General features: G+C 61.6%; 24 protein-coding genes. 11 read left to right on the top strand and 13 right to left on the bottom strand.

Features of this window, described 5'->3' with window-relative positions; all coding sequences use genetic code 11:
• Positions 1 to 9: 9 nt before the first annotated feature.
• From sdhA to sdhC, 3 genes are read right to left on the bottom strand one after another with little or no spacing between them, the layout of a single operon-like run.
• The gene (gene sdhA, locus AC02Y0_RS20365) at positions 10 to 1,854 is read right to left on the bottom strand and encodes a succinate dehydrogenase flavoprotein subunit (protein WP_476380835.1); all 1,845 of its coding nucleotides are present in this window, start codon (positions 1,852 to 1,854) and stop codon (positions 10 to 12) included.
• Between the two features lie 6 nt (positions 1,855 to 1,860).
• Positions 1,861 to 2,241 (bottom strand): succinate dehydrogenase, hydrophobic membrane anchor protein, encoded by a 381-nt coding sequence (sdhD, locus tag AC02Y0_RS20360; RefSeq protein ID WP_102020999.1) that lies wholly within the window; start codon positions 2,239 to 2,241, stop codon positions 1,861 to 1,863.
• A gap of 11 nt (positions 2,242 to 2,252) precedes the next feature.
• Positions 2,253 to 2,648: a succinate dehydrogenase, cytochrome b556 subunit gene (sdhC, locus tag AC02Y0_RS20355; RefSeq protein WP_102021000.1), complete on the bottom strand. Its 396-nt coding sequence runs from the start codon at positions 2,646 to 2,648 to the stop codon at positions 2,253 to 2,255.
• 288 nt (positions 2,649 to 2,936) lie between these two features.
• On the opposite strand from sdhC, the gene AC02Y0_RS20350 reads away from it, so the two are divergent.
• Positions 2,937 to 3,284: a hypothetical protein gene (locus AC02Y0_RS20350; RefSeq protein ID WP_476380833.1), complete on the top strand. Its 348-nt coding sequence runs from the start codon at positions 2,937 to 2,939 to the stop codon at positions 3,282 to 3,284.
• Here AC02Y0_RS20350 and AC02Y0_RS20345 read toward each other — a convergent pair.
• Genes AC02Y0_RS20345 through tsaD form a run of 5 tightly spaced genes read right to left on the bottom strand, consistent with a single transcriptional unit; the run spans position 3,281 to position 6,766 of the window.
• On the bottom strand, positions 3,281 to 3,925 hold the full coding sequence (locus AC02Y0_RS20345) for a class I SAM-dependent methyltransferase (protein ID WP_476380831.1): 645 nt from the start codon (positions 3,923 to 3,925) through the stop codon (positions 3,281 to 3,283). The genes AC02Y0_RS20350 and AC02Y0_RS20345 overlap by 4 nt on opposite strands.
• A gap of 7 nt (positions 3,926 to 3,932) precedes the next feature.
• Entirely contained in the window at positions 3,933 to 4,364 is a 432-nt protein-coding gene (locus AC02Y0_RS20340) for an EVE domain-containing protein (RefSeq protein WP_102021003.1), read from the bottom strand.
• Between the two features lie 5 nt (positions 4,365 to 4,369).
• On the bottom strand, positions 4,370 to 4,663 hold the full coding sequence (locus tag AC02Y0_RS20335; RefSeq protein WP_476380828.1) for a YciI-like protein: 294 nt from the start codon (positions 4,661 to 4,663) through the stop codon (positions 4,370 to 4,372).
• A gap of 22 nt (positions 4,664 to 4,685) precedes the next feature.
• Positions 4,686 to 5,675 (bottom strand): NAD(P)H-dependent glycerol-3-phosphate dehydrogenase, encoded by a 990-nt coding sequence (locus tag AC02Y0_RS20330; RefSeq protein WP_476380827.1) that lies wholly within the window; start codon positions 5,673 to 5,675, stop codon positions 4,686 to 4,688.
• A complete protein-coding gene (gene tsaD / locus AC02Y0_RS20325) occupies positions 5,672 to 6,766 on the bottom strand; it encodes a tRNA (adenosine(37)-N6)-threonylcarbamoyltransferase complex transferase subunit TsaD (RefSeq protein WP_476380825.1) in 1,095 nt (364 codons plus the stop codon). Before tsaD ends, AC02Y0_RS20330 begins: the two co-directional genes overlap by 4 nt.
• A gap of 73 nt (positions 6,767 to 6,839) precedes the next feature.
• Here tsaD and hemC point away from each other — a divergent pair, with 73 nt between their 5' ends.
• The 6 genes from hemC to AC02Y0_RS20295 all read left to right on the top strand — a co-directional run bounded on the left by hemC (position 6,840) and on the right by AC02Y0_RS20295 (position 12,728).
• Positions 6,840 to 7,769 carry a hydroxymethylbilane synthase gene (gene hemC, locus AC02Y0_RS20320; RefSeq protein WP_476380823.1) on the top strand — a complete coding sequence of 310 codons (930 nt, stop codon included), beginning with the start codon at positions 6,840 to 6,842 and terminating at the stop codon, positions 7,767 to 7,769.
• Between the two features lie 3 nt (positions 7,770 to 7,772).
• Complete coding sequence (locus AC02Y0_RS20315) at positions 7,773 to 8,486, top strand: uroporphyrinogen-III synthase (protein ID WP_476380822.1); 714 nt, start codon at positions 7,773 to 7,775, stop codon at positions 8,484 to 8,486.
• 90 nt (positions 8,487 to 8,576) lie between these two features.
• Entirely contained in the window at positions 8,577 to 9,845 is a 1,269-nt protein-coding gene (locus AC02Y0_RS20310) for a COG4223 family protein (protein WP_476380820.1), read from the top strand.
• Positions 9,846 to 9,848: 3 nt separating this feature from the next.
• Positions 9,849 to 11,513 carry a heme biosynthesis HemY N-terminal domain-containing protein gene (locus AC02Y0_RS20305; protein ID WP_476380818.1) on the top strand — a complete coding sequence of 555 codons (1,665 nt, stop codon included), beginning with the start codon at positions 9,849 to 9,851 and terminating at the stop codon, positions 11,511 to 11,513.
• An 11-nt stretch (positions 11,514 to 11,524) separates the two neighbouring features.
• Positions 11,525 to 12,004 carry a tellurite resistance TerB family protein gene (locus AC02Y0_RS20300; protein WP_476380817.1) on the top strand — a complete coding sequence of 160 codons (480 nt, stop codon included), beginning with the start codon at positions 11,525 to 11,527 and terminating at the stop codon, positions 12,002 to 12,004.
• Positions 11,994 to 12,728 (top strand): glutamine amidotransferase, encoded by a 735-nt coding sequence (locus AC02Y0_RS20295; RefSeq protein ID WP_476380815.1) that lies wholly within the window; start codon positions 11,994 to 11,996, stop codon positions 12,726 to 12,728. The genes AC02Y0_RS20300 and AC02Y0_RS20295 overlap by 11 nt, the downstream gene beginning before the upstream one ends.
• Here AC02Y0_RS20295 and AC02Y0_RS20290 read toward each other — a convergent pair.
• A complete protein-coding gene (locus tag AC02Y0_RS20290) occupies positions 12,713 to 13,960 on the bottom strand; it encodes an MFS transporter (RefSeq protein ID WP_476380813.1) in 1,248 nt (415 codons plus the stop codon). The two genes, AC02Y0_RS20295 and AC02Y0_RS20290, sit on opposite strands and share 16 nt — an antisense overlap.
• 126 nt (positions 13,961 to 14,086) lie before the next feature.
• Between AC02Y0_RS20290 and AC02Y0_RS20285 the strand changes: the two genes are divergently transcribed.
• On the top strand, positions 14,087 to 14,377 hold the full coding sequence (locus AC02Y0_RS20285; protein ID WP_102021013.1) for a YggT family protein: 291 nt from the start codon (positions 14,087 to 14,089) through the stop codon (positions 14,375 to 14,377).
• Positions 14,374 to 14,688 carry a DUF167 domain-containing protein gene (locus tag AC02Y0_RS20280; protein ID WP_476380811.1) on the top strand — a complete coding sequence of 105 codons (315 nt, stop codon included), beginning with the start codon at positions 14,374 to 14,376 and terminating at the stop codon, positions 14,686 to 14,688. Before AC02Y0_RS20285 ends, AC02Y0_RS20280 begins: the two co-directional genes overlap by 4 nt.
• A 2-nt stretch (positions 14,689 to 14,690) precedes the next feature.
• Here the strand turns inward: AC02Y0_RS20280 and ppa are convergent, their stop codons facing one another.
• On the bottom strand, positions 14,691 to 15,227 hold the full coding sequence (gene ppa / locus AC02Y0_RS20275; protein WP_102021015.1) for an inorganic diphosphatase: 537 nt from the start codon (positions 15,225 to 15,227) through the stop codon (positions 14,691 to 14,693).
• 121 nt (positions 15,228 to 15,348) lie between these two features.
• Here ppa and AC02Y0_RS20270 point away from each other — a divergent pair, with 121 nt between their 5' ends.
• Complete coding sequence (locus AC02Y0_RS20270) at positions 15,349 to 15,975, top strand: hypothetical protein (protein ID WP_476380810.1); 627 nt, start codon at positions 15,349 to 15,351, stop codon at positions 15,973 to 15,975.
• Positions 15,976 to 15,989: 14 nt separating this feature from the next.
• Here the strand turns inward: AC02Y0_RS20270 and AC02Y0_RS20265 are convergent, their stop codons facing one another.
• From AC02Y0_RS20265 to AC02Y0_RS20255, 3 genes are all read right to left on the bottom strand, one after another.
• The gene (locus tag AC02Y0_RS20265; protein ID WP_102021017.1) at positions 15,990 to 16,496 is read right to left on the bottom strand and encodes a GNAT family N-acetyltransferase; all 507 of its coding nucleotides are present in this window, start codon (positions 16,494 to 16,496) and stop codon (positions 15,990 to 15,992) included.
• Between the two features lie 185 nt (positions 16,497 to 16,681).
• Positions 16,682 to 18,502 (bottom strand): translational GTPase TypA, encoded by a 1,821-nt coding sequence (typA, locus tag AC02Y0_RS20260; protein ID WP_444556897.1) that lies wholly within the window; start codon positions 18,500 to 18,502, stop codon positions 16,682 to 16,684.
• A gap of 157 nt (positions 18,503 to 18,659) precedes the next feature.
• A complete protein-coding gene (locus AC02Y0_RS20255; protein WP_476380807.1) occupies positions 18,660 to 20,723 on the bottom strand; it encodes a M3 family metallopeptidase in 2,064 nt (687 codons plus the stop codon).
• 190 nt (positions 20,724 to 20,913) lie between these two features.
• Here AC02Y0_RS20255 and AC02Y0_RS20250 point away from each other — a divergent pair, with 190 nt between their 5' ends.
• On the top strand, positions 20,914 to 21,348 hold the full coding sequence (locus AC02Y0_RS20250) for a hypothetical protein (RefSeq protein ID WP_245408002.1): 435 nt from the start codon (positions 20,914 to 20,916) through the stop codon (positions 21,346 to 21,348).
• The last annotated feature ends 82 nt before the right edge of the window (positions 21,349 to 21,430 follow it).

Raw genomic sequence — 21,430 nt, 5'->3', positions numbered from 1 at the left:
CCTCTCAAATCAATAAACACGTGCCTTCGGCGCGATCTTGTAGGGATCGATGCCTTCGGCGATGAGTTCGGTGTGGACGGGACGGTAGTCGAGCTTCACATCGCCAGCCTCGTTGACCCAGGCAAGGGTGTGCTTGCGCCAGTTGACGTCGTCACGGCCGCCGAAGGGACCGTCAACGTAGTCCTCGCGCGCGTGACTGCCGCGGCTTTCCTTGCGCGCTTCCGCGCCATAGACCGTGGTGATGGCGTTGGCCATCAGGTTGTGCAGTTCGAGCGTCTCGACCAGATCCGAATTCCAGATCATCGAGCGGTCGGTGACCTTGATGTCCGGCAGTTCCTTCCAGATCGCCGACAGCCGCTTGCAACCGCTTTCCAGCGATTCCTGCGTGCGGAACACGGCCGCATCGTCCTGCATGGCGCGCTGCATCTTGTCGCGCAGCACGGCGGTGGGCGTCTGGCCGGAAGCGTGACGGGTACCGTCGAAGCGATCCATGATCTTATCGCAGGCGGCGATGTTGAGCGCCGGGATCGGCGACGTACGGTCGATGACTTCCGCAGCCCGGATCGCAGCCGCACGGCCGAAGACCACGAGGTCGATCAGCGAGTTGGAGCCGAGGCGGTTCGCACCGTGAACCGAGGCGCAACCGGCTTCACCGACGGCCATCAGACCGGGGATGATCCGCTCCGGATTGCTGGAATCGGCGTTCAGCACTTCACCCCAATAGTTCGTGGGAATGCCGCCCATGTTGTAGTGAACGGTCGGCAGGACCGGGATCGGCTCGCGGGTCACATCGACGCCGGCGAAGATCTTCGCCGATTCCGAAATGCCCGGCAGGCGCTCGTGAAGAACAGCCGGGTCGAGGTGGTCGAGATGCAGGAAGATGTGATCCTTGTTCTTGCCGACGCCGCGGCCCTCACGGATTTCCATCGTCATGCAGCGCGACACGACGTCACGCGAGGCAAGGTCCTTGGCCGACGGAGCGTAACGCTCCATGAAGCGCTCACCTTCGGAGTTGACGAGATAGCCGCCTTCGCCGCGTGCGCCTTCGGTGATCAGACAGCCAGCACCGTAAATGCCGGTCGGGTGGAACTGGACGAATTCCATGTCCTGCAGCGGAAGACCCGCGCGGGCGACCATGCCGCCGCCGTCGCCGGTGCAGGTGTGAGCCGATGTCGCCGAGAAGTAGGCGCGGCCATAACCGCCCGTCGCCAGCACGACCATCTTGGCCGAGAAGCGATGAATCGTGCCATCGTCGAGGTTCCAAGCAACGACGCCGGTGCAGCGGCTGCCGTCATCAGACATGATCAGGTCGAGCGCGAAATACTCGATGAAGAACTCTGCATTGTTGCGCAGCGACTGGCCATAAAGTGTGTGCAGAATGGCGTGACCGGTACGGTCGGCGGCAGCGCAGGTGCGCTGTACCGGCGGGCCTTCGCCATAGTTCTGCATGTGACCGCCGAACGGGCGCTGATAGATCTTGCCTTCCTCGTTACGCGAGAACGGCACGCCGTAATGCTCGAGCTCATAGACCGCCTTCGGAGCTTCCATGGCGAGATACTGCATGGCGTCGACGTCGCCGAGCCAGTCGGAACCCTTGACGGTGTCATAGAGGTGCCACTGCCAGCAATCGGGCGTCATGTTGTTCAGCGAGGCGGCGATACCGCCCTGGGCTGCGACCGTGTGCGAACGGGTCGGGAAAACCTTGGTGATGCAGGCCGTCTTGAAGCCCTGTTCGGCCATGCCGAGCGTTGCGCGCAGACCTGCGCCACCGGCACCGACGACCACGACGTCGTAGGAATGGTCAACATAGGTGTAGGCCTTGCCGGTCTGGGCGAAGTTATGAATGGTTGCCATGTTGATTTACCCTACGAATGCGATCTTCAAGATGGCGAAAAGACAGAGGCCACCGATCAGGATTGCAAAGAACGTGTTCAGCATCAGAAGCAAAAGCTTGGCGATCTCCGTGTGGACATAGTCCTCGATGACCACCTGCATGCCGAGCTTCATATGGATCAGGGCCGACAGCACGACCAGAGCCATGACGACGGCAACGAGCGGGTGCGACAATGCGCCAACCACCTCGGCGTAAGGCGCGCCGTTGTACATGACGAGGAAGCCGATGAAGAAGAGGATCAGCGGAATGTTGGCGACGGCCGTTACGCGCTGACGCCAGAAATGCTCAGTGCCTTCCTTGGCCGAGCCGAGACCGCGGACCTTGCCGAGCGGAGTGCGCATATCCATGGAATGGTGCCTCAGGTGCGAATGATATAGGCGACGATCCAGACGAGGAGCGTCAGGACGACAGATGCGATGATGTTCGCCTTGGCGAGCTTCGTCGAGAAATGCTTGTCGAAACCATAGCCGACATCCCACATCAGATGGCGCAGACCGCCGAGCATGTGATGGATGAGCGCCCAGGTATAGCCGAGCAGGATCAGGCGACCGATGATGGTGCCCATGAACCAGTTGACCCATTCGAAGTATTCGGCACCCGTCGAAGCGGCCACCAGCCACCACGCAACCAGGATGGTGCCGAAATAGAGCGCGCCGCCGGTAATGCGGTGCACGATCGACATCAACATGGTGGGAATAAGCTTGTAAACTTGCAGATGCGGCGACATAGGCCGGTTTTTAGTCACATTCGCCATCTAAACCTCGCGGCGTCTCGATGCGGTCCGATCATACGGACATATTGTTTGCAATGCGCCATAACGATTGTTGTGCATCGCATCAGGGGGACGTTTAATCCTCGAACTCCCGGACGACAAGCACATTCGCTTGACGATTTCAATTTAATCGATTCGCGTGAATAGAACTTTAGCGTCACTGCGAACCGCATGACGCAATACGAAAAAAGCGTTGAGGTGGATGACTTTAGCAACCACTTGCGGCATGTTGCGTTAACGATTTGTTAACCGCGTTCCGGAGGTCGCCCCATGCTAAAGTATCGTCTCGCCATGACGGTTTTGACCGTCGCGCTCGGATCCGCAGGCGGCATCGCTCAGGCTGGCGATAGCTACGGCCATTATCACGGACGCGGCGAAGCGGTCGTCGGCAGCAATGGTCTGCCCTCCGTCATTCCTGGCATCGGCACCTTTGCCGGCAGCATTTCCGGTCTGCGCATCAAGGGCAACGGTGTCTTCTTCGCCATCGACCGGGCCACGGGACCGAAGGTGATTGCCTACCGCGCGCCGAAGGCGAAAATCATTGAAATCTCAGCAGAAAACCCTGAGGACGCGTGCTCTTTCGAAGCCGATGTCTGCGTTATCAGGCCGAAGAACTAAAGAAACTTCCAGACCGTCGTCTTCTTCACTTCGCTGTCTTCGAGGATCCGCGTCACCGGAACCTCGTAGGTCGCAAGCGGCTCGAGATGGTCTGTGGGGCGATAGCTTCGCCCGGGATCACCCACCAGAACGAGGCACCCACTCTTGGCCAGCGTGGCAAACCAGCTGACCAGCGCGCGCGCAAATTCGCTGTCGTAAAATACGTCGCCCGCCAGGATCACGTCGAAATCGACCGACCGACCAATGAGATCATCATCGGTGAAGGCCAGCGTCACCCCGTTGAGAGCGGCATTCAGCCGCACCGCAGTTTTCGCCCAGGGATCGATATCGGCCGCAAGAACCTCGACTGCGCCCGCCATGGCCGCAGCGATTGCGACCAGACCAGATCCGCTGGCGAAATCCAGCACCCGCTTGCCCCGAACCGTCTCCGGATGATCGAGCACATAGCGCGCCAGCCCCTGGCCACCCGCCCAGGCAAAGGCCCAGAACGGCGGCGGCAGGCCGATCGCCTCAAGATCCTCTTCCGTCTTTTGCCAGAGGTCATGCACTTCGCTCGCCAGATGAAGCCGGATCTCCGGCACATGCGGCGGCGCAATCGCGCTGGTGTTCTCGAGGATGAAGCGATCGGGATCGGTCTTCACGGGCGGCTCAGACCGGCGGATTCTCGAGACCACCCATGCGGCAGACCTCGAAATATTCGTCGTCCGTCACCGGCTGGACCGAGAGCCGCATGGAGGTGACGAGCGCCATCTTCGACAGCTTCTCGTTCGCCTTGACATCTTTCAGGCTTACCGGTTTGGGCATGTCGCAGACGGCGCGAATATCGACGCAGTCCCAGCGGGCGTCCCCCTCGGCGGTCGAATCCGGATGGGAAAGGGCGCAGACTTCGACGATACCGACGACCTCCAGACCCTCGTTGGAGTGGTAGAAGAAGCCCTTGTCGCCGATTTTCATCGCCCGCATGTTGTTGCGCGCGAGATAATTGCGAACGCCGGTCCATTCTTCGCCGACGTCACCCTTGGCCTTCTGCATTTCCCAGGACCACTTGAAGGGTTCGGACTTGTAGAGCCAGAATGCCATGCAGTTCACGCCTCCGGATTGTTGAAGACCCAGTTATAGGGCTTGATCTCAACCGTCTCGAACAGGCCGGCCTTGGCATAGGGGTCCTGTGCTGCCAGCGCCTTTGCAGCCTCGATATCATCGGCAGCGATGATCAGCATCGAACCACAGGGCTTGCCGTCGGCATCGAGAAACGGGCCGGCGATCTTCAACTGGCCGGCGGCATTAAGCCCGTTCAGCCACTCGATATGCGGCGGACGTGTTTCCATCCGAAGGTTCAGGTGGCCTGGCTTGTCGGCGCAGATGACGGCAAACAGCATCTTGTCTCTCCTAAGGGGTCTCTTATTCGGTGGTGATCGGTCGCGACATCAGTTGGGTGATCGCGGTCGGGATGTCCAGTCTGCCATCGATGATCGCGGCAACGGCTTCCGTGATCGGCATCTCGATCTGGTAACCTTCGGCAAGCCGGGCAGCGACTGCCGCTGCAAAAGCGCCTTCGACCAGCGCGCCTTGCTGGGCAGCAATCGGTTCACCTTTGCCGAGCCCTATGCCGAAGCGCAGATTGCGCGACTGATGGCTGGTTGCCGTTAGAACAAGGTCCCCGAGGCCAGACAAGCCCCGCACCGTATCGCCTCGCCCGCCCATCGCATCAACAAGCCGCGACATCTCCGCAAGGCCACGGGCGATCAGGGCAGCACGGGCCGAATCGCCAAGCCCCATGCCCTCGACGATGCCGCAGGCAATCGCCAGCACGTTTTTCAGCGCGCCGCCGAGCTGCACCCCGATCCGATCATCCGAGGCGTAAAGACGGAAAGTCTGGCCGGAGATCGCCTTGGCTAAGTGTTCGGCAAGGGACAGATCCTCTGCCGCGATCGCCATGGCCGTCGGCAGGCCCTTGGCGATATCGGCCGCGAAACCGGGGCCGGAAAGCATGGCGATCGGATGGCCGGGAAGAGCTGTTTCCAGCACGTCGGTGAGCAGGCGTGAGCTCTGTTTCTCGATGCCCTTGGCGCAGATGACGACGGGTACGCCCTGCTTGAGATGCGGCCCATAGGTTTCAGCGGCCGCGACCTGCGCCTGAGACGGCATGGCGAAGAGCACGATATCAGCCTCGCCGAGATCCTCCGCCCGGGCGGAAAAGGACAGCGAGGCAGGCAATTGAATGCCCGGCAGTGCGGACTCATGCATGCGGCTTGCAGCAAGATCGGCCATGACCGAGGCATCGCGACCGATCAGCAGGGCCTGCGCCCTCCCCGTCTGCGCCACCACGGCGGCAAGCGCGGTACCAAAAGCACCCGCGCCGATGACGGCGATACGCTGCATCCCGCTCATGCCTTGGCTCCCCGCTTGCCATAGGCGAGCAGCGCCTTGGCATCCTGGTCCAGCGGCCAGCGCGACCGTGGGGCGATCGCAAGATCATCCGAGGGCATTCCGAGCGCCATGCGCTCAAGACCGGCCCAGGCGATCATTACGGCATTGTCGGTGCACAGATGATGCGGCGGAGCGACGAAGCGGAAGCGGTGCTCGGTGCAGAGTGTATCGAGCGTCTGGCGCACTTCTTTGTTGGCAGCGACACCGCCGGCGACGACCAGCGCAGGCTCGGCCACATCGGGAAAGGTTTCCTTGAACCGCTGCAGGCCTCGGCCAATGCGATCTTTCAGCGTTCGCGAGATGGCATGCTGGAAGGAGGCGCAGATATCGGCAATGTCCTGGTCGGTGACAGGCGCGATGCCCTCTGCCGCCTGGCGCACGGCGGTCTTGAGCCCCGAGAAGGAAAAATCGAGGCGGGCCTCGCCAACCAATGGCCGGGGAAAGGCAAAGCGCTTGGGATTGCCCGTGGCCGCCGCCCGCTCGACAGCCGGACCACCCGGATATGGAAGACCGAGAAGCTTCGCCGTCTTGTCGAAGGCCTCGCCCAGAGCATCGTCAATGGTCGTGCCCCAGCGCTCGTATTCGCCAACGCCTTTGACCAGCACGAGCTGGGTGTGACCACCGGAAACAAGCAGCATCAGATAGGGAAATGGAACGCCATCCGTCAGGCGGGCCGTCAGCGCATGGCCTTCGAGATGATTGACGGCGTAAAGCGGCTTGCCCGTCGCTCGTGCGATCGCCTTGCCAGTCATCAGGCCAACCAGCAATCCACCGATCAGGCCAGGGCCGGACGTGGCCGCGATCGCATCGACCTCGGCCAGCGTGATGCCAGCCCGGGTCAGCGCCTCCTCGATCAGCGTATCGAGCGCATCGACATGCGCACGCGCTGCGATCTCCGGCACCACGCCGCCATAGGCGCTGTGTTCGTCGAGCTGGCTCAACACGACATCAGCCTCTGTGATGGCAGAGCCGTCCGCAAGCCGCGTGACGACAGCCGCCGCCGTCTCGTCACAGCTGGTTTCGATGCCGAGGATGCGCAGTTTGGATGTCATGGAACCTGTTCATTGATTGCGGTCGCCGAGAAACCGGTCTACGAAATCTGTCGGTAACAACGGACAAGTTCGGATGCAAACAAAACCTTTTCGCATCGGCACGCGGGGCAGCCCGCTCGCTCTGGCCCAGGCTTCTGAGACACGCGCACGCCTCATGGTAGCGCATGGCCTTCCCGAAGACATGTTCGAGATCGTGGTGCTCTCGACCAAGGGCGACCGCATCACCGATCGTGCGCTGTCCGAAATCGGCGGCAAGGGGCTGTTCACCGAGGAGCTGGAGGATCAGCTCCTCTCGGGCGATCTCGACTTCGCGGTCCATTCCTCCAAGGATATGCCGACCAAGCTGCCCGAAGGCCTGTTTCTCTCGGCCTTCCTGCCGCGCGAGGATGTTCGCGACGCCGTCGTCGGACGCACCGCACCGACGCTGAAGGAACTCCCGCACGGTGCGACCGTCGGCTCGTCTTCACTGCGTCGCCAGGCCCTCATCCGCCGCATCCGCCCTGACATCAACGTCATCACTTTCCGTGGCCTTGTCGACACCCGCCTGCGCAAGCTTGCCGACGGTGAGGTGGATGCGACCCTGCTCGCCTTCGCCGGCCTGAAGCGCCTCGGCAAGCCGGACGTTCCGACCGAACTGCTCGACCCCAGCGATTTTCCTCCGGCCCCCGCCCAGGGCGCGATCTGCATCGAGAGCCGCATCGGCGATACCAGGGTGAGCGAGCTGCTGGAGGCGATCAACCACCATGACACCTTCGATGCGGTCAGCTGCGAGCGAGCCTTCCTCGGCGCTCTCGACGGCTCCTGCCGCACCCCGATTGCGGGCCATGCGACGGTCGATGGGGACGCAATCCGCTTTGCCGGCATGATCCTGACGCCCGATGGCAGCCGCTGGCACGATGTAGAGATCGAAGGCAGCCGCACGGCGGCCGCAGTGCTCGGCGCCACGGCAGGCGGAACGGTGCGCAGCAAGGCTAGCAGCGATTTCTTCGATAGCTGGAACTGACAAATGCGCGTTCTGGTGACGCGCCCCGAGCCGGCATCGGCCAGAACCGCCGCCGAGCTCAAGCGTCGTGGCCATGAGCCGGTCCTGCTGCCGCTAATGCAGGCAATCCATGAGCCGCACGCGCTGGTAACGCCTGCCCTGCCCGACACGGCTGCCATCGCCGTCACCAGCGCCGAGGCGATCCGGGTTCTCGAGACATTGCCCGAGGAAGCCAGGCAAGCTTTGCTCGCCCTGCCGCTCTTCGCAGTCGGTCGCGCGACCGCACGCGCGGCCAGTGATGCCGGATTTACGGATGTCTCGGTCGCAGATGGCGACGGGAGATCCCTGGCGAGCCTCTTGGTCGCGACACACGATGCAGCAACGCCGATCCTCTACCTGACCGGCACCCCCCGCTCACCCGACTTCGAAACCGACCTGCAGCAAGCAGGTCGAGTAATCGATGTGCGCGAATGTTACCGGATGGTCCCTGCCACTCCCGACAATCGGGAGGTCCTCAAGACACTGACGCCGATGCCGGACGCAATTCTCGTCTATTCCGCGGAAACGGCCCGCCGCCTCGGCGAACTTCATCATGCCACGTGTGCCCTGCTCGACTGGCAACATGTGCGCTTCCTCTGTCTCAGCGAAAAAATCGCCAGGGCCCTCCCCGCAGAAATTCAGCCCAAGAGCCAGTGGTCGATGGAACCTCGGGAGGATCAACTGCTTCTTCTGCTTTGATGCAGTGCCGCGTGAAATGGAACCTCAGGCCTTTCCTTCGCCATGAGGACTGACTAGGTTTAATCACACGCGCGAAATGAAGAGGTTGCCATGGTTTCCGGAAAGCCACCCCGTCGATCGAAAGCCACCGATGATCCGGTGACAATCGACCTGACCGCTCAGGAAACCGCGACGCCGAAGGAAGATGGCACCTCGGGTACGAATTCCGATGCCACGGCCTCGTCTTTAGTGACAGACGAAGCGGCAACAAACGCCGCGGCAGCAAGCGACGCCCCAGCCGATGCGCCTGCCGATCCATGGACACCGGCGCCCGAGCCTTCGGAAGCAACCACGTCGACCGACGAGAGTGATACGCCCGCCGACATCACGGCGAACACCGAAACCTCCCCTGCCAAGGCGCCCGTCCGCCAGTCGCCCCCGACCTCGACGCTGGTCGCCTCCGGTATCTTCGGTGGCCTTGTGGCGCTCGCGCTTGCCGGCAGCATGCAATATGCAGGGATCGTTCCGGGCATCGGACCGGAGCAGAGGACCGAAGCACCCGCCATCGACACGGCAGAGTTGGATGCCCTGAAGGCGGACGTCGCGCGTCTGGCTGCGCAACCGGCGGCACCGGCGACCGACCCTGCCCTTGCTGAGCGCATAGCGGCGTTGGAAACCAGCGTTGCAAATGCCGGCTCGGCTCCTGCAGCCGATGCCGCAGCGGTTGAAGCATTGAAGACCCAGCTTGTAGCCGCCGAACAGGCAATCGAATCGCTGCGTGCCGAAATCGCCAGCAACAAGCAGGTGCTGGACCAGAGCACGACCCGTCTGACGGAAGCCGAGCGCAAGCTCGAAGAGCCGCGCAGCGATGTGGAAATGGCGCGGGCGATTGCCTTGGCAGGCCTCAAGACCGCCATCGATCGCGGCGGCCCCTTCCTGTCCGAGCTCGATGCACTAAAGAGCGTGTCGCCGGAAGATCCGGCTGTTGCGGCACTCACCCCGCTTGCGAGCGCCGGTGTGCCGTCCCGCTCGGATCTTGCTCGCGACTTCAACCAGGTCGCAGAGGACATCCTTGCCGCTATCAACCAGCCGGCAACCGGCGAAGGCTGGACGGACCGTCTGCTCGCAAGCGCTCGGTCTCTGGTCAAGGTTCGGCCCGTCGGCAATGTCGAAGGCGAGACGCCTGAGGCCATCGTTGCCCGCGTCGAGAACAAGCTGCAAAACGGCGACCTGAAGGGCGCTGCCCTTGAATGGGAGACGCTGCCCGAGGCTGGCAAGCAGGCATCCTTCGAGTTTTCGACCAAGCTGAAAAACAGAATTGAGGCCGAGGAGCGCGTTGCCGCCGCCCTGTCCCAGACCGTGGCCGGGAACGGAGGCTGACGCATGACCACCATCCTCAAGATCCTCTTCTTCTTCGGCTTTATCCTGGCGCTGGGCTTCGGCTTTTCCTGGATCGCCGATCGTCCCGGTGAAATCTCGCTGATCTGGGAAGGCCAACAATACAATACCGACCTCATCGTCGCGGTGACGGCGCTCGTCGCCCTCGTCGCCACCCTCATGCTGCTGTGGTGGCTGCTCCGCACATTGTGGACCTCGCCCCATTCGGTCCGCCGCTTTTTCCGCGCCCGCAAACGGGACCGTGGCTACCAGGCAATCTCTACCGGCCTGATCGCAGCGGGCGCCGGCAATGCCATTCTCGCTCGGAAGATGAGCGCCCGCGCCCGTGGGCTGATCCGCGCCGACCAGGAACCGTTGATCCGCGTGCTGGACGCTCAGGCTGCCCTGATCGAGGGACGTCACGACGAGGCGCGTCGCCTGTTCCAGGAGATGTCGGAGGATCCCGAGACCCGGGAGCTCGGCCTGCGCGGCCTATATGTGGAAGCGAACCGCCTCGGCGCGCATGAGGCTGCCCGGCAATATGCCGAAACCGCAGCAGAAGCTGCGCCCTACCTGCCATGGGCAGCGAAGGCGACGCTGGAGCATCGCTGCCGCGCCGGTCATTGGGACGATGCGATCCGCCTGCTCGATCAGCAGAAGATCGCCCATGTCCTTGAACGTCATGAAGCCGAACGCCTGAAGGCGGTCCTGCTCACCGCAAAGGCTGAAGACCAGCTGGAAGCCGATCCGGCCGGCGCCCGCGACAGCGCCTTGAAGGCATTGAAACTCGCCAAAGATCTGGTGCCCGCAGCCATCGTCGCTGCCAAGGCCTACATGCGCGAAGACAATCTGCGCAAGGCGTCGAACACCTTGGAGCAGGTCTGGAAGATCGAGCCGCATCCGGAAATCGCCCGAGCCTATGTCCGTGCCCGCAGCGGCGACAGCGCCGTCGACCGCCTCAAGAAGGCCGAGAAGCTGGAAGCTCTGAAGCCGAACAACTACGAATCCCTGCTCGCGGTAGCGGAAGCAGCGCTCGACACGCAGGACTTCAAGAAGGCCCGTGCCAAGGCCGAAGCAGCGGCTCGCATTGCCTCGCGCGAACGCGTCTATCTGCTGCTGGCTGACATCGAGGAAGCCGAGACCGGTGACCAGGGCCGTATCCGCCACTGGATGGGTCAGGCTCTCAAAGCGCCGCGCGATCCATCCTGGGTGGCCGACGGCCACGTGTCGGAGCGCTGGATGCCGATCTCTCCGGTCACCGGCCGCCTCGACGCCTTCGAATGGAAGACGCCCTTCGACCAGTTGGCCGGCCCGATCGAGGAAGGCTCTGCGTCCCAAGGCGAAAAAGCGCTCGCATCCCTTCCGCCTGTTGCGCGGACGGAAACTGCAGCCAAGCCCGAGCCTGCGGTCGAGCCGACACGCCCGATGGTGGTGGAGACAAAAGGCCAGGTGATCGACGGTGAGGTTTCGGCAAAATCGGCAGAGCCAGAGGTGCCTTTGGCAAAGCCGACGAAGCAGGGGGCACAAGTGGTCGATGCGACGAAGGAAAGCACGCCCGCAAAGGAGCCAGCGGTCGTCGAACCCTTCTTCGGCCGCCCCCCCGATGATCCCGGCGTCAAGGATCCGGCGCTCGCAGCACCAGAACCCAAGACCCGCCTGAAACTCTTCTGACAGGAACCGGCATGCTCGATCGCCTGCAATCCTTCTTCCAATCCGTAATGCAGGACCGCCCCAAGGCGGTCTTTGCACCTGACGACCCTCGGATCGCCGTTGCCGCCCTCTGTCTCCAGGTCATGGAAGCGGACGGCGTCGTCCGCGACGCTGAAAAGGCAAAACTGCGGGAAATCCTCAAGGAGGAATACGGGCTCGAAGAAAGCGACCTCGACGCCTTGATCGCGGCCGGTCAAGACGCCGAGAGCGAGGCGGTCGACTACTACCGCTTCACGACGGAACTGAAGCGACAGTTGAACGAGGACGAGCGCCAACATCTGGTCGGCATCCTCTGGGACATCGTCTATGCAGACGGCAGCCGCAGCGAGATGGAAGACCACGCCATCTGGCGGGTCGCGGACCTGCTCGGCGTATCCGGGCGTGAACGCATCGTCCAACGGCAGGAAGCCGCCGAACGAGCCGGCCTTGGAGCGATCGACGATGCCAAGTGACGAACGATCGCGCCCGCGCGATCGCAAGCAGCCTGTTCTGATCGTCCTGCACCAGGAGCGATCGAGCCCCGGCCGTGTCGGCCAGATGCTGGAGGAGAAAGGTTATCCCCTCGACATCCGCCGTCCGGTACTTGGGCAGGCTCTGCCAAAAACCTTGGCGAACCATGCGGGCGCTGTCGTCTTTGGCGGTCCGATGAGCGCGAACGATCCCGACGACTACATCAAGACCGAAATCAACTGGCTCGACGTGCCGCTGAAGGAAAACAAGCCCTTCCTCGGCATCTGCCTCGGCGCCCAGATGCTCGTTCGTCACCTCGGCGGCAAGGTTGAGGCTGACAGGGATGAGCGCACCGAAATCGGCTGGTATCCGATCAAGCCGACCGAACATGGCCGCCTGCTGATGCACTGGCCGAAGATGGTCTATCACTTCCACCGCGAAGGCTTCAGCCTGCCACAGGGCGCCAAGCTGTTGGCGACCGGAGAGATCTATCCGAACCAGGCATTCCGCTATGGTGAGAACGCCTGGGCCGTGCAGTTCCATGCAGAACTGACCCGCGCCATGATGCACCGCTGGGTGGTCCATGGTGCCCATCGTTTCGTGCTACCGAATGCCCAGCAGGGGCGCGAACATCTGGAAGGCCGGATGATCTTCGACGCGCCGCTGCGTGCCTGGCTCTCCGATTACCTCGACCTGATCTTCAATCGCGATCAGCGGGCTTCCTGACGCTCCGGCGCCTCGAGATTGTCGATCTTGCGCAATTGCGGGAAGCCGAGCGCCCAGACGGCGGCAACGGCCAGCGTCCCAAAGCCACCAAGCACGACGGCAGGCACCGGCCCGATGAAATGCGCCATGGTGCCGGCCCGGAACTCACCCAGTTCGTTTGAGGCGCCGACAAAGACCATGTTGACGGCGTTGACGCGGCCGCGGACCTCATCAGGCGTCCAGAGCGCAATCAGCGTCTCGCGAACATAGACGGACGCCATGTCGGCAGCGCCCATCAGCATCAGCGCGAAGATCGACAGCCAGGCCGTCTCGGAGAAGCCGAAAAGGATCGTCCCGACGCCGAAGAGGGCGACACCGATGAACATGAAGGTCCCGGCATTGTGGCGGATGGGGAAGCTTGCCAGCGCGATCGCGACGATGATGGCGCCGATCCCGGGTGCGGCGCGCAAAAGGCCGAGGCCCCAGGGGCCGAGATCGAGAATGTCACGCGCAAAGACCGGCATCAGCGCCACGGCGCCACCGAGGAGCACCGCGAACAGATCGAGCGAAATCGCACCCAGCACGACCTTTTCACCGAAGATGAAGCGGAAGCCGGCAAACAGCGTATCGAGCGTCACGGCCTTTTCGGACTTCCGCTGCGGCGGACGCTTGACCAGGAAGACGAGGATCGCTGCGGCCGCAAAGAAGCCGAAGGACACGGAATAGGCAACGACGGGACTTGCCCCGTAGAGCAGGCCGCCAGCGACCGGACCGACAATCGAAGCCGTCTGCCAGGAGGATGAATTCCAGGCGACTGCGTTCGACAGATCCTTCTGCGGCACCAGATTGGGCGCGAGCGACTGCACCGCAGGCGCTGCAAAGGCGCGCTCGATGCCGAAGACGACGAGAATAGCAAAGACGATGGTCGGCTCGAAAGCGTCGGCGATCGTAAGCCCAAGCAACGCACCGGCGCAGATGGCGCTGACGATCATGCAGATGGAGACGATGGCACGACGATTATACCGGTCGGCCACGGATCCGGTCACCAGGATCAAGAGGAGCGATGGCAGGAACTGCACCAGACCGATCAGGCCGAGATAGAATACATTCCCCGTCATGTCGTACATCTGCCAACCGACCGAGACGCTGAGGATCTGGGTGGCGAAGGCGCCGAGGAAGCGGGCAAAGAAGAAGCGCGTGTAGGAAGAATGCCGGAACGCAGCAAAACGGTCGTCGGCTGAGGAGGCGTGCATCGAACAATACCTTGGACTGCGGGACGGGCCCGCCGTTAAACATGATTCGGATTGCGTGGGCCCCATCCACTTGTCCGTTAAGTCGCCAATGTCTACATCTCTGTCAACCGAGAAATGGAGACCTGAATGTACGCACTGTTTCAGACGATCGACCTTGCCTTGAGCATCTTCACCTGGATTCTGATCGGCAGTGCCATCTTCTCCTGGCTCTTTGCCTTCAACGTGATCAATTCCAGCAATCGCTTCGTGGCGACGCTCGGACAGTTCTTCTACAACGTCACCGAGCCAGTGCTGCGCCCGATCCGCCGCTTCATGCCGGATCTTGGCGGCATCGACATCTCGCCGATCGTCTTGCTGCTGATCATCTTTTTCCTGCGTTCCTTCCTCTGGAACAGCATCTACCCGCTGGTGGCGTGACAAGCCCCTGCCGTATTGGCAATGACCATATCCTTCTCGCCGTCCGGCTGACACCGAACGGCGGGCGCGATGCGTTTGACGGGGTGGAGGTTGCCGCTGACGGTCTGGCACACCTCAAGGCGCGCGTGACCGCCGTGCCGGAAAAGGGCAAGGCCAACAAGGCCCTTGTCGCCCTGCTTTCGAAAGCCTTGAAGGTCCCGAAGTCCTCGATATCAGTCGCTTCAGGCGAGACCTCGAGACAAAAAATCCTCCGGATCGAGGGCGACCCGGAGGATTTGCAATCGCGGATAGAAGCGCTGGCCTCAGCCTGAGCTTACTTACCTTCGTCCTTGGCGCGCTGGATCGAGTCCAGGATGATCTGCTTTGCAGCATCGACATCCATCCAGTCGCCGATCTTCACCCACTTGCCGGGCTCCAGATCCTTGTAGTGCTCGAAGAAGTGCTGGATCTGCTTGAGCGTGATTTCCGGAAGATCCGTGTAGTTGGCGATCTTGTCGTAGCGACGCGTCAGCTTCGGCACCGGAACGGCGAGGATCTTCTCGTCCATACCGCCATCGTCTTCCATCATCATCACGCCGATCGGGCGAACATTGATGACGCAGCCCGGAACGAGCGGACGCGTGTTGCAGATGAGAACGTCGAGCGGGTCGCCGTCCTTGCAGAGCGTGTGCGGCACGAAGCCGTAATTGCCCGGATAGGTCATCGGGGTGTAGAGGAAGCGGTCGACGACCAGCGTGCCGGCGTCCTTGTCCATCTCATACTTGATCGGCTGGCCGCCGACAGGAACTTCGACGATGACGTTGATGTCTTCCGGCGGGTTCTTGCCGATGGCAATTGCATCAATACGCATATTATTGGACCCCGTAGAGTGTTGAATTCCTGCGCTACCTAATGCGAAATATGGCGCAATGCAACACGGCTTTGGGAGAAGCCGCCCCGCACAAGCCGGCGGAATATGAGGATGCCAGACAATGCATGCCACCAGCCCTTTGCCGATCGCGGTGATGTTTGCCGCAAGCATGTTCGTCGCGGCAGCAGTCCACGCCAACGACAGCGCCTATACCGATCTCAACCTCGACAACTGCCAGACCATCGAAGCCGACGCGATGGGTGCCAGCTTACTGTGCAAAGGCTTCAAGGGTCTGGAGGTGCATTTCAAAGAGGGCGACCTGCGCCAGAGCGTACTCTTTGGTCCCGTCGATCGAGAATTGCAGCACGGCGCCTTCGAGAGTTTCAGTGCCTTCAACCGGGTCAATGACAAGATCGAGTGGCGGCGGGATGCGTCCGGCAAGCCCTTCGCGGCAATCCTGCGCTGGTTCATCGAAAACCCCGGACCGGACGGCTCACCGAGCCCAGAAAGCACGGGCCAGGTTCTGGTCATCTCCCGCGTCGCCACACCTGATTATCCGGGCTCGTGCTTTGTCGGGATGGTCGATGCGAAGGCCAATGCCAATGCAAACCTCTTGGCCCGTCAGGTGGCAGATCAGGTTGCGCCCGGGTTCGATTGCGGCATGCAGTCACCGGCCTGGTACGGCGAGCGTGGCCAACTCACCAGCGACAGGACGTTCAACTGGCCCGAAGGATATGTGGTGGAATAGACGATCGCGCGCTGTCAGTTCCAGATGAAGCCGAGCTTCTTCAGATGCACATCGTCGAAGTCTTCCATGCCTTCGACGGCATCCACGCCGCCATTGGAGCGGAAGAAATTGGCGGCAATTTCGCTGTCCTCGAGGCACCAGACGACCATTCCATTGCAGCCGAGCGATTTCAGCGTGCGCTTTGCCTCATGGAACAGCTGATAGCCGAGGCCGATGCCCTGATATTCGGGGCGCAAGTAAATCTCGTAGATCTCGCCTTCATGCGGCAAGGCGCGGGCGCGGTTATAGCCCAGTGAGGCGTAGCCTGCGACCGTGCCAGCGACCTCGGCAAGCAGGATGGTGGCGGGGCCACGCGTCGCCTTGCGCCACCAGCTTTCGCCGCGGCGCTCGATCATCCGGGTCAGGGCACGATAGGGAATGATGCCGGAATAGGCGTGTGTCCAGGCATTGCGGTGAGCGTCAGCGATCGCTGCGGCATCACCGGGACCTGCCAAGCGCATGTCGATCGACAACGTCTTCATAACGTAAACCCACCCTGGCGCGCCCGACTAAGGAGACGCGGAGCCTGGACCTGCATCGGTCCACGGGGAAAATTTAACGCTTTTTTAAGATTACTCGCAAGGCAGAAGGAGGGGGATGCACAAACAAAACCCCGGCCTGGAAGACCGGGGTTTCAAAACGATACATATTTTCAGAGACTTGCGCCTCAGATGGCAGCCTTGGACTTTTCCATGCGCTTGCGATCGTTCGCATCGAGGAACATCTTGCGCAGGCGGATCGACTTCGGCGTGACTTCCATCAGTTCGTCGTCCTGGATCCAGGACAGCGCGCGGTCGAGCGTCATGCGGATCGGCGGTGTGAGCTTTACGGCTTCGTCCTTGCCGGCCGAACGGATGTTGGTCAGCTGCTTGCCCTTGAGGACGTTGACCTCAAGGTCGTTGTCACGGGTGTGAATGCCGATGATCATGCCGGCATAGACCTTCTCGCCTGGCTCGATGATCATCGGGCCGCGATCTTCCAGGTTGAACATCGCATAGGCGACGGCTTCACCGGACTGGTTGGAAAGAAGGACGCCGTTGACGCGACCAGTGATCGCACCCTTGAAGGGCTGGTAGTCGTGGAACAGGCGGTTCATGATCGCCGTGCCACGCGTGTCGGTCAGCAGTTCCGACTGGTATCCGATCAGGCCACGGGTCGGTGCGTAGAAACGCAGACGAACGCGGCTGCCGCCCGACGGACGAAGCTCGACCATTTCGCCCTTGCGCTCGGACATCTTCTGAACGACGACGCCGGAATGCTCTTCGTCGACGTCGATGACGACTTCTTCGATCGGCTCCATGGTGGTGCCGTTCTCGTCCTTGTGCATGACGACGCGCGGACGCGACACGGCAAGCTCGAAGCCTTCGCGGCGCATGGTCTCGATGAGAACGGCCAGCTGCAATTCGCCACGGCCGGACACGAAGAACGAGTCCTTGCCGTCAGATTCTTCGATCTTCAGCGCGACGTTGCCTTCGGCTTCCTTGAACAGACGATCGCGGATAACGCGGCTCGTGACCTTGTCGCCTTCGGTGCCGGCAAGCGGGCTGTCGTTGACGAGGAAGGACATGGTGACCGTCGGCGGGTCGATCGGCTGCGCGGTCATGGCTTCGGTGATCGACGGATCGCAGAAGGTGTCGGCAACGGTGCCCTTGGAGAGGCCGGCGATGGCGACGATGTCACCTGCATGGGCTTCTTCGATCGGCTGGCGCTCGATGCCGCGGAACGCGAGGATCTTCGAGATACGGCCGGTTTCAACGGTCTTGCCGTCCTGGGAAAGAACCTTGACGGCCTGGTTCGGCTTGATCGAGCCGGAAGCGATACGACCGGTGATGATACGGCCGAGGAAGGGGTTGGCTTCCAGAAGCGTACCGATCATGCGGAACGGGCCTTCTTCAACATTCGGCTCCGGAACATGTTCCAGAACGAGGTCGAGAAGCGGGGCCAGGCCCTGATCCTTCGGGCCTTCCGGATTGACGTTCATCCAGCCATCGCGACCAGAGCCGTAAAGGATCGGGAAGTCGAGCTGATCGTCGGTCGCGTCGAGATTGGCAAAAAGGTCGAAGACTTCGTTGATGACTTCTTCGTGGCGGCCGTCCGGACGGTCGATCTTGTTGATCGCGACGATCGGGCGAAGACCAACCTTCAGCGCCTTGCCGACAACGAACTTGGTCTGCGGCATCGGGCCTTCCGAGCTATCGACCAGAACAATCGCGCCATCAACCATCGACAGGATACGCTCAACTTCGCCGCCGAAGTCGGCGTGGCCGGGGGTGTCGACGATGTTGATGCGGTGACCCTTCCACTCGATCGAGGTCGCCTTGGCCAGGATCGTGATGCCACGTTCCTTTTCGAGATCGTTCGAATCCATCATGCGCTCGGCGGTGCGCTGGTTCTCACGGAAAGAGCCGGACTGCTTCAGAAGCTCGTCCACAAGGGTCGTTTTTCCATGGTCGACGTGCGCGATAATCGCGATGTTGCGCATTTTCATGTTTGTGATCTCTGATAGCTGGGGCGCAATACGGGAGAGAGGCGCCGATTTACTTTGGCGCGCTCATACCTTGTTTTTTGCATTTGCGAAAGGGGGAAACGCCCGATGCGCCGGCGATGGTTACCGCCGGCGTCGGTTTTGCTCGGTGCTGCCTGCCTTAAGCCGCAAGCCCTTTCTTCTTCAGCATAGCTTCCGGGCTCGGCATCTTGCCACGGAAGGCCTTGTAGGCATCCTCCGGATCGACCGATCCTCCCGATGCATAGATATGGGTCTTGAGCTTTCGTGCCATCTCCGGATCGAAGGGATTGCCGGTTTCCTCGAAGGCGGCGAAGGCATCGGCATCGAGCACTTCCGACCACATGTAGGAATAGTAGCCGGCCGAATAACCGTCACCGGAGAACACGTGCTGGAAGTGCGGCGTCGCATGGCGCATCACGATCGAGGCCGGCATGCCGATCTTCGCCAGCACCTCGGCCTGCACGGCGATCGGATCCTCGACGGCCCCTTGCGTATGAAAGGCCATGTCGACGAGCGCAGACGACGTGAACTCGACCGTATTGAACCCGGCATTGAAGGTGCGCGCTGCCAACACCTTGTCGAGCAGGGCCTGCGGCATCGGCTCGCCCGTCTGATAGTGCACCGCGTAGGTCTTCAGGATCTCGGGCACGGTCAGCCAGTGCTCGTAAAGCTGCGAGGGCAGTTCGACGAAGTCGCGCGAGACGCCCGTGCCGGACACCGAGGGATAAGTGACATTAGACAGCATGCCATGCGCGGCATGGCCGAATTCATGGAAGAGCGTCCGTGCGTCGTCGAGCGACAGCAGCGCCGGCTTGCCCGGCTCTGGCTTTGCGAAATTGCAGACATTGTAGATGATCGGCAATTCGCCCTTCCGACCGTTCTTCAAGGTCAGCTGGTGCTGGGCCTGGAAGCTGCTCATCCAGGCACCCGAGCGCTTGGACGGCCTGGCGAAATAGTCGCCGAGGAAGAGAGCAACCAGCGTATCGTTGCGGTCGCGGATCTCGAAGACGCGAACATCGGGGTGATAGCCGACGACATTGGTGAGAGGCACCGCACGGATCCCGAAGATGCGGCCGGCAACGTCGAAGCAGGCCTCGATGATCTTCTCAAGCTGCAGATAGGGTTTCAGCTCGGCTTCCGAGAAGTTGAACTTCTGCGCCCGCAGCTTCTCCGCATAATGACGCCAGTCCCAGGGCGCGACTTCGTGGTTCTTGCCCTCTTCGGCAATCAAGGCTGCGAGTTCAGCCTCTTCAGTCCGGGCCTGCGAAACGGCCTTTTCCCAGACCTGCATCAGAAGCCCGTTCACCGCCTCAGGCGTCTTCGCCATCGTATTGTCGAGCTTCAAGGACGCGAAGTCCTTGTAGCCGAGCAGCTGCGCCTTTTCCGCCCGAAGCGCGAGCGTCTCCTTGACGATCTCCCGATTGTCAGTCTCGCCACCATTGATCCCACGCGAGGTCCAGGCCTTGAAGGCGATCTCGCGCAGGTCACGGCGCTCAGAGAAGGTGAGGAATGGCTCGATGATCGATCGGGAGAGCGTGACCACGTGGGTATGGCCGTTACCATTCGCGGCAGCGGCCGACGCCATTGCATCGCGCAGGAAGGCGGGGATACCGGCGAGGTCGTCTTCATCAGACAGCGGCAGGATCCAGGAGGATTCATCCGCCAAGACATTCTGGCCGAAGTTTGCGCCAAGGCTCGCCAGCCGCTCGTTGATCGCGGCGAGGCGCTCCTGCTCGGCCTTGGGCAGCTTGGCGCCCGACTTGACGAAGCCCTTCCAGTGACGTTCGAGAACGCGCGTCTCCTCGAGCGTGAGCCCGAGCTCATCACGCCGGGTCCAGAGGTCGTCGATGCGGCGGAAGAGGGCTGCGTTCATGCCGATCTTCGAATAGTGGCGCGACATTTTCGGCGCGATCTCGCGTTCCAGCGCCTGGATGCCCGGATTGGTATGGGCACCGGCCCGGTTCCAGAACAGGGCCGAGACGCGCGAGAGCGCATCGCCGGCAATCTCAAGCGCCACAATGGTGTTGGCGAAGGTGGCCGGCTCCGGATTATCCGCGATCGCATCGATCTCGGCGTCATGATCCTTGAGGGCAGCCTCGAAGGCCGGCGCATAGTCGTCGTCACCGACCTTCTCGAATTGCGGCAGGCCATGCAGGCCTTTCCAGTCGACGACAGCGGGATTGAACACGGACGACTCAGTCATTTCAGATACCTCCTTGGGCACCGCATGGCAGCGGCGGCGCACTGATTTGCCCCATGCTATCCCGGCCGAATAAAGACGCGCACGCAAAAATCAGTGAAAAAGAACAGAATTTTCCAACGCCGCTTTCTCGCAACATTGACGTACATTCGAATAGGCCCATAGATCGATGGATCCTATGAAAGGACGGTCCATGGCCATGGAAATCTTTCCGATCAAGCCGGTCGGCGCGTCGTCGTTCCGCGTCCAAGAGAGCAATACTCAGACAGACATCCGCCTCTCCGATCTCGAGCCGAAGAAGCTCGTAAGCCGTGAGACGGAAGTTTTCGAAGAGGCTCTGTCCGTCTTCGCCAGCATGACACCGCGGCGCATGCGTGAAATCGCAAGCGAGAGCTTCCAGCGCGACGAGATCGACGAAAATACCTATCGCGAACTCTCGACCGAGCTGCCCTTGCAGATGGTCGATCGCAACGGAAACGTCACGGATCTCTCCACCCTCACTGACGATTCGCAGTTCGACTACGCCGAATATTACAGGACCCAGCAATCCCTCGCCGAAATGATCGGCGACATGGACGTGGCAGACTCGTATTCGAAGGTCCTCGACTTCTTCGCCCGCAACACCTGATTACCCGATCGTCCCGACTTCTCTTGAAGTGGGACTCGATCCGGACACGCATTCGCTCTAAGTGCACACAGGCGCTGGCATG

The organism is Allorhizobium sp. nf9_anc (genome assembly GCF_056323085.1).
The sequence above is the reverse complement of the archived record's forward strand: the minus strand, read 5'-3'. Positions and strand labels throughout refer to the sequence as shown.

Bases quoted from the DNA above. Each gene is read 5' to 3' on its own strand.
- sdhA (WP_476380835.1), bottom strand. From the start codon at position 1,854: ATGGCAACCATTCATAACTTCGCCCAGACCGGCAAGGCCTACACCTAT.
- sdhD (WP_102020999.1), bottom strand. From the start codon at position 2,241: ATGGATATGCGCACTCCGCTCGGCAAGGTCCGCGGTCTCGGCTCGGCC.
- sdhC (WP_102021000.1), bottom strand. From the start codon at position 2,648: ATGGCGAATGTGACTAAAAACCGGCCTATGTCGCCGCATCTGCAAGTT.
- AC02Y0_RS20350 (WP_476380833.1), top strand. From the start codon at position 2,937: ATGCTAAAGTATCGTCTCGCCATGACGGTTTTGACCGTCGCGCTCGGA.
- AC02Y0_RS20340 (WP_102021003.1), bottom strand. From the start codon at position 4,364: ATGGCATTCTGGCTCTACAAGTCCGAACCCTTCAAGTGGTCCTGGGAA.
- AC02Y0_RS20335 (WP_476380828.1), bottom strand. From the start codon at position 4,663: ATGCTGTTTGCCGTCATCTGCGCCGACAAGCCAGGCCACCTGAACCTT.
- AC02Y0_RS20330 (WP_476380827.1), bottom strand. From the start codon at position 5,675: ATGAGCGGGATGCAGCGTATCGCCGTCATCGGCGCGGGTGCTTTTGGT.
- tsaD (WP_476380825.1), bottom strand. From the start codon at position 6,766: ATGACATCCAAACTGCGCATCCTCGGCATCGAAACCAGCTGTGACGAG.
- hemC (WP_476380823.1), top strand. From the start codon at position 6,840: ATGCAAACAAAACCTTTTCGCATCGGCACGCGGGGCAGCCCGCTCGCT.
- AC02Y0_RS20315 (WP_476380822.1), top strand. From the start codon at position 7,773: ATGCGCGTTCTGGTGACGCGCCCCGAGCCGGCATCGGCCAGAACCGCC.
- AC02Y0_RS20310 (WP_476380820.1), top strand. From the start codon at position 8,577: ATGGTTTCCGGAAAGCCACCCCGTCGATCGAAAGCCACCGATGATCCG.
- AC02Y0_RS20305 (WP_476380818.1), top strand. From the start codon at position 9,849: ATGACCACCATCCTCAAGATCCTCTTCTTCTTCGGCTTTATCCTGGCG.
- AC02Y0_RS20300 (WP_476380817.1), top strand. From the start codon at position 11,525: ATGCTCGATCGCCTGCAATCCTTCTTCCAATCCGTAATGCAGGACCGC.
- AC02Y0_RS20295 (WP_476380815.1), top strand. From the start codon at position 11,994: ATGCCAAGTGACGAACGATCGCGCCCGCGCGATCGCAAGCAGCCTGTT.
- AC02Y0_RS20290 (WP_476380813.1), bottom strand. From the start codon at position 13,960: ATGCACGCCTCCTCAGCCGACGACCGTTTTGCTGCGTTCCGGCATTCT.
- AC02Y0_RS20285 (WP_102021013.1), top strand. From the start codon at position 14,087: ATGTACGCACTGTTTCAGACGATCGACCTTGCCTTGAGCATCTTCACC.
- ppa (WP_102021015.1), bottom strand. From the start codon at position 15,227: ATGCGTATTGATGCAATTGCCATCGGCAAGAACCCGCCGGAAGACATC.
- AC02Y0_RS20270 (WP_476380810.1), top strand. From the start codon at position 15,349: ATGCATGCCACCAGCCCTTTGCCGATCGCGGTGATGTTTGCCGCAAGC.
- AC02Y0_RS20265 (WP_102021017.1), bottom strand. From the start codon at position 16,496: ATGAAGACGTTGTCGATCGACATGCGCTTGGCAGGTCCCGGTGATGCC.
- typA (WP_444556897.1), bottom strand. From the start codon at position 18,502: ATGAAAATGCGCAACATCGCGATTATCGCGCACGTCGACCATGGAAAA.
- AC02Y0_RS20255 (WP_476380807.1), bottom strand. From the start codon at position 20,723: ATGACTGAGTCGTCCGTGTTCAATCCCGCTGTCGTCGACTGGAAAGGC.
- AC02Y0_RS20250 (WP_245408002.1), top strand. From the start codon at position 20,914: ATGGCCATGGAAATCTTTCCGATCAAGCCGGTCGGCGCGTCGTCGTTC.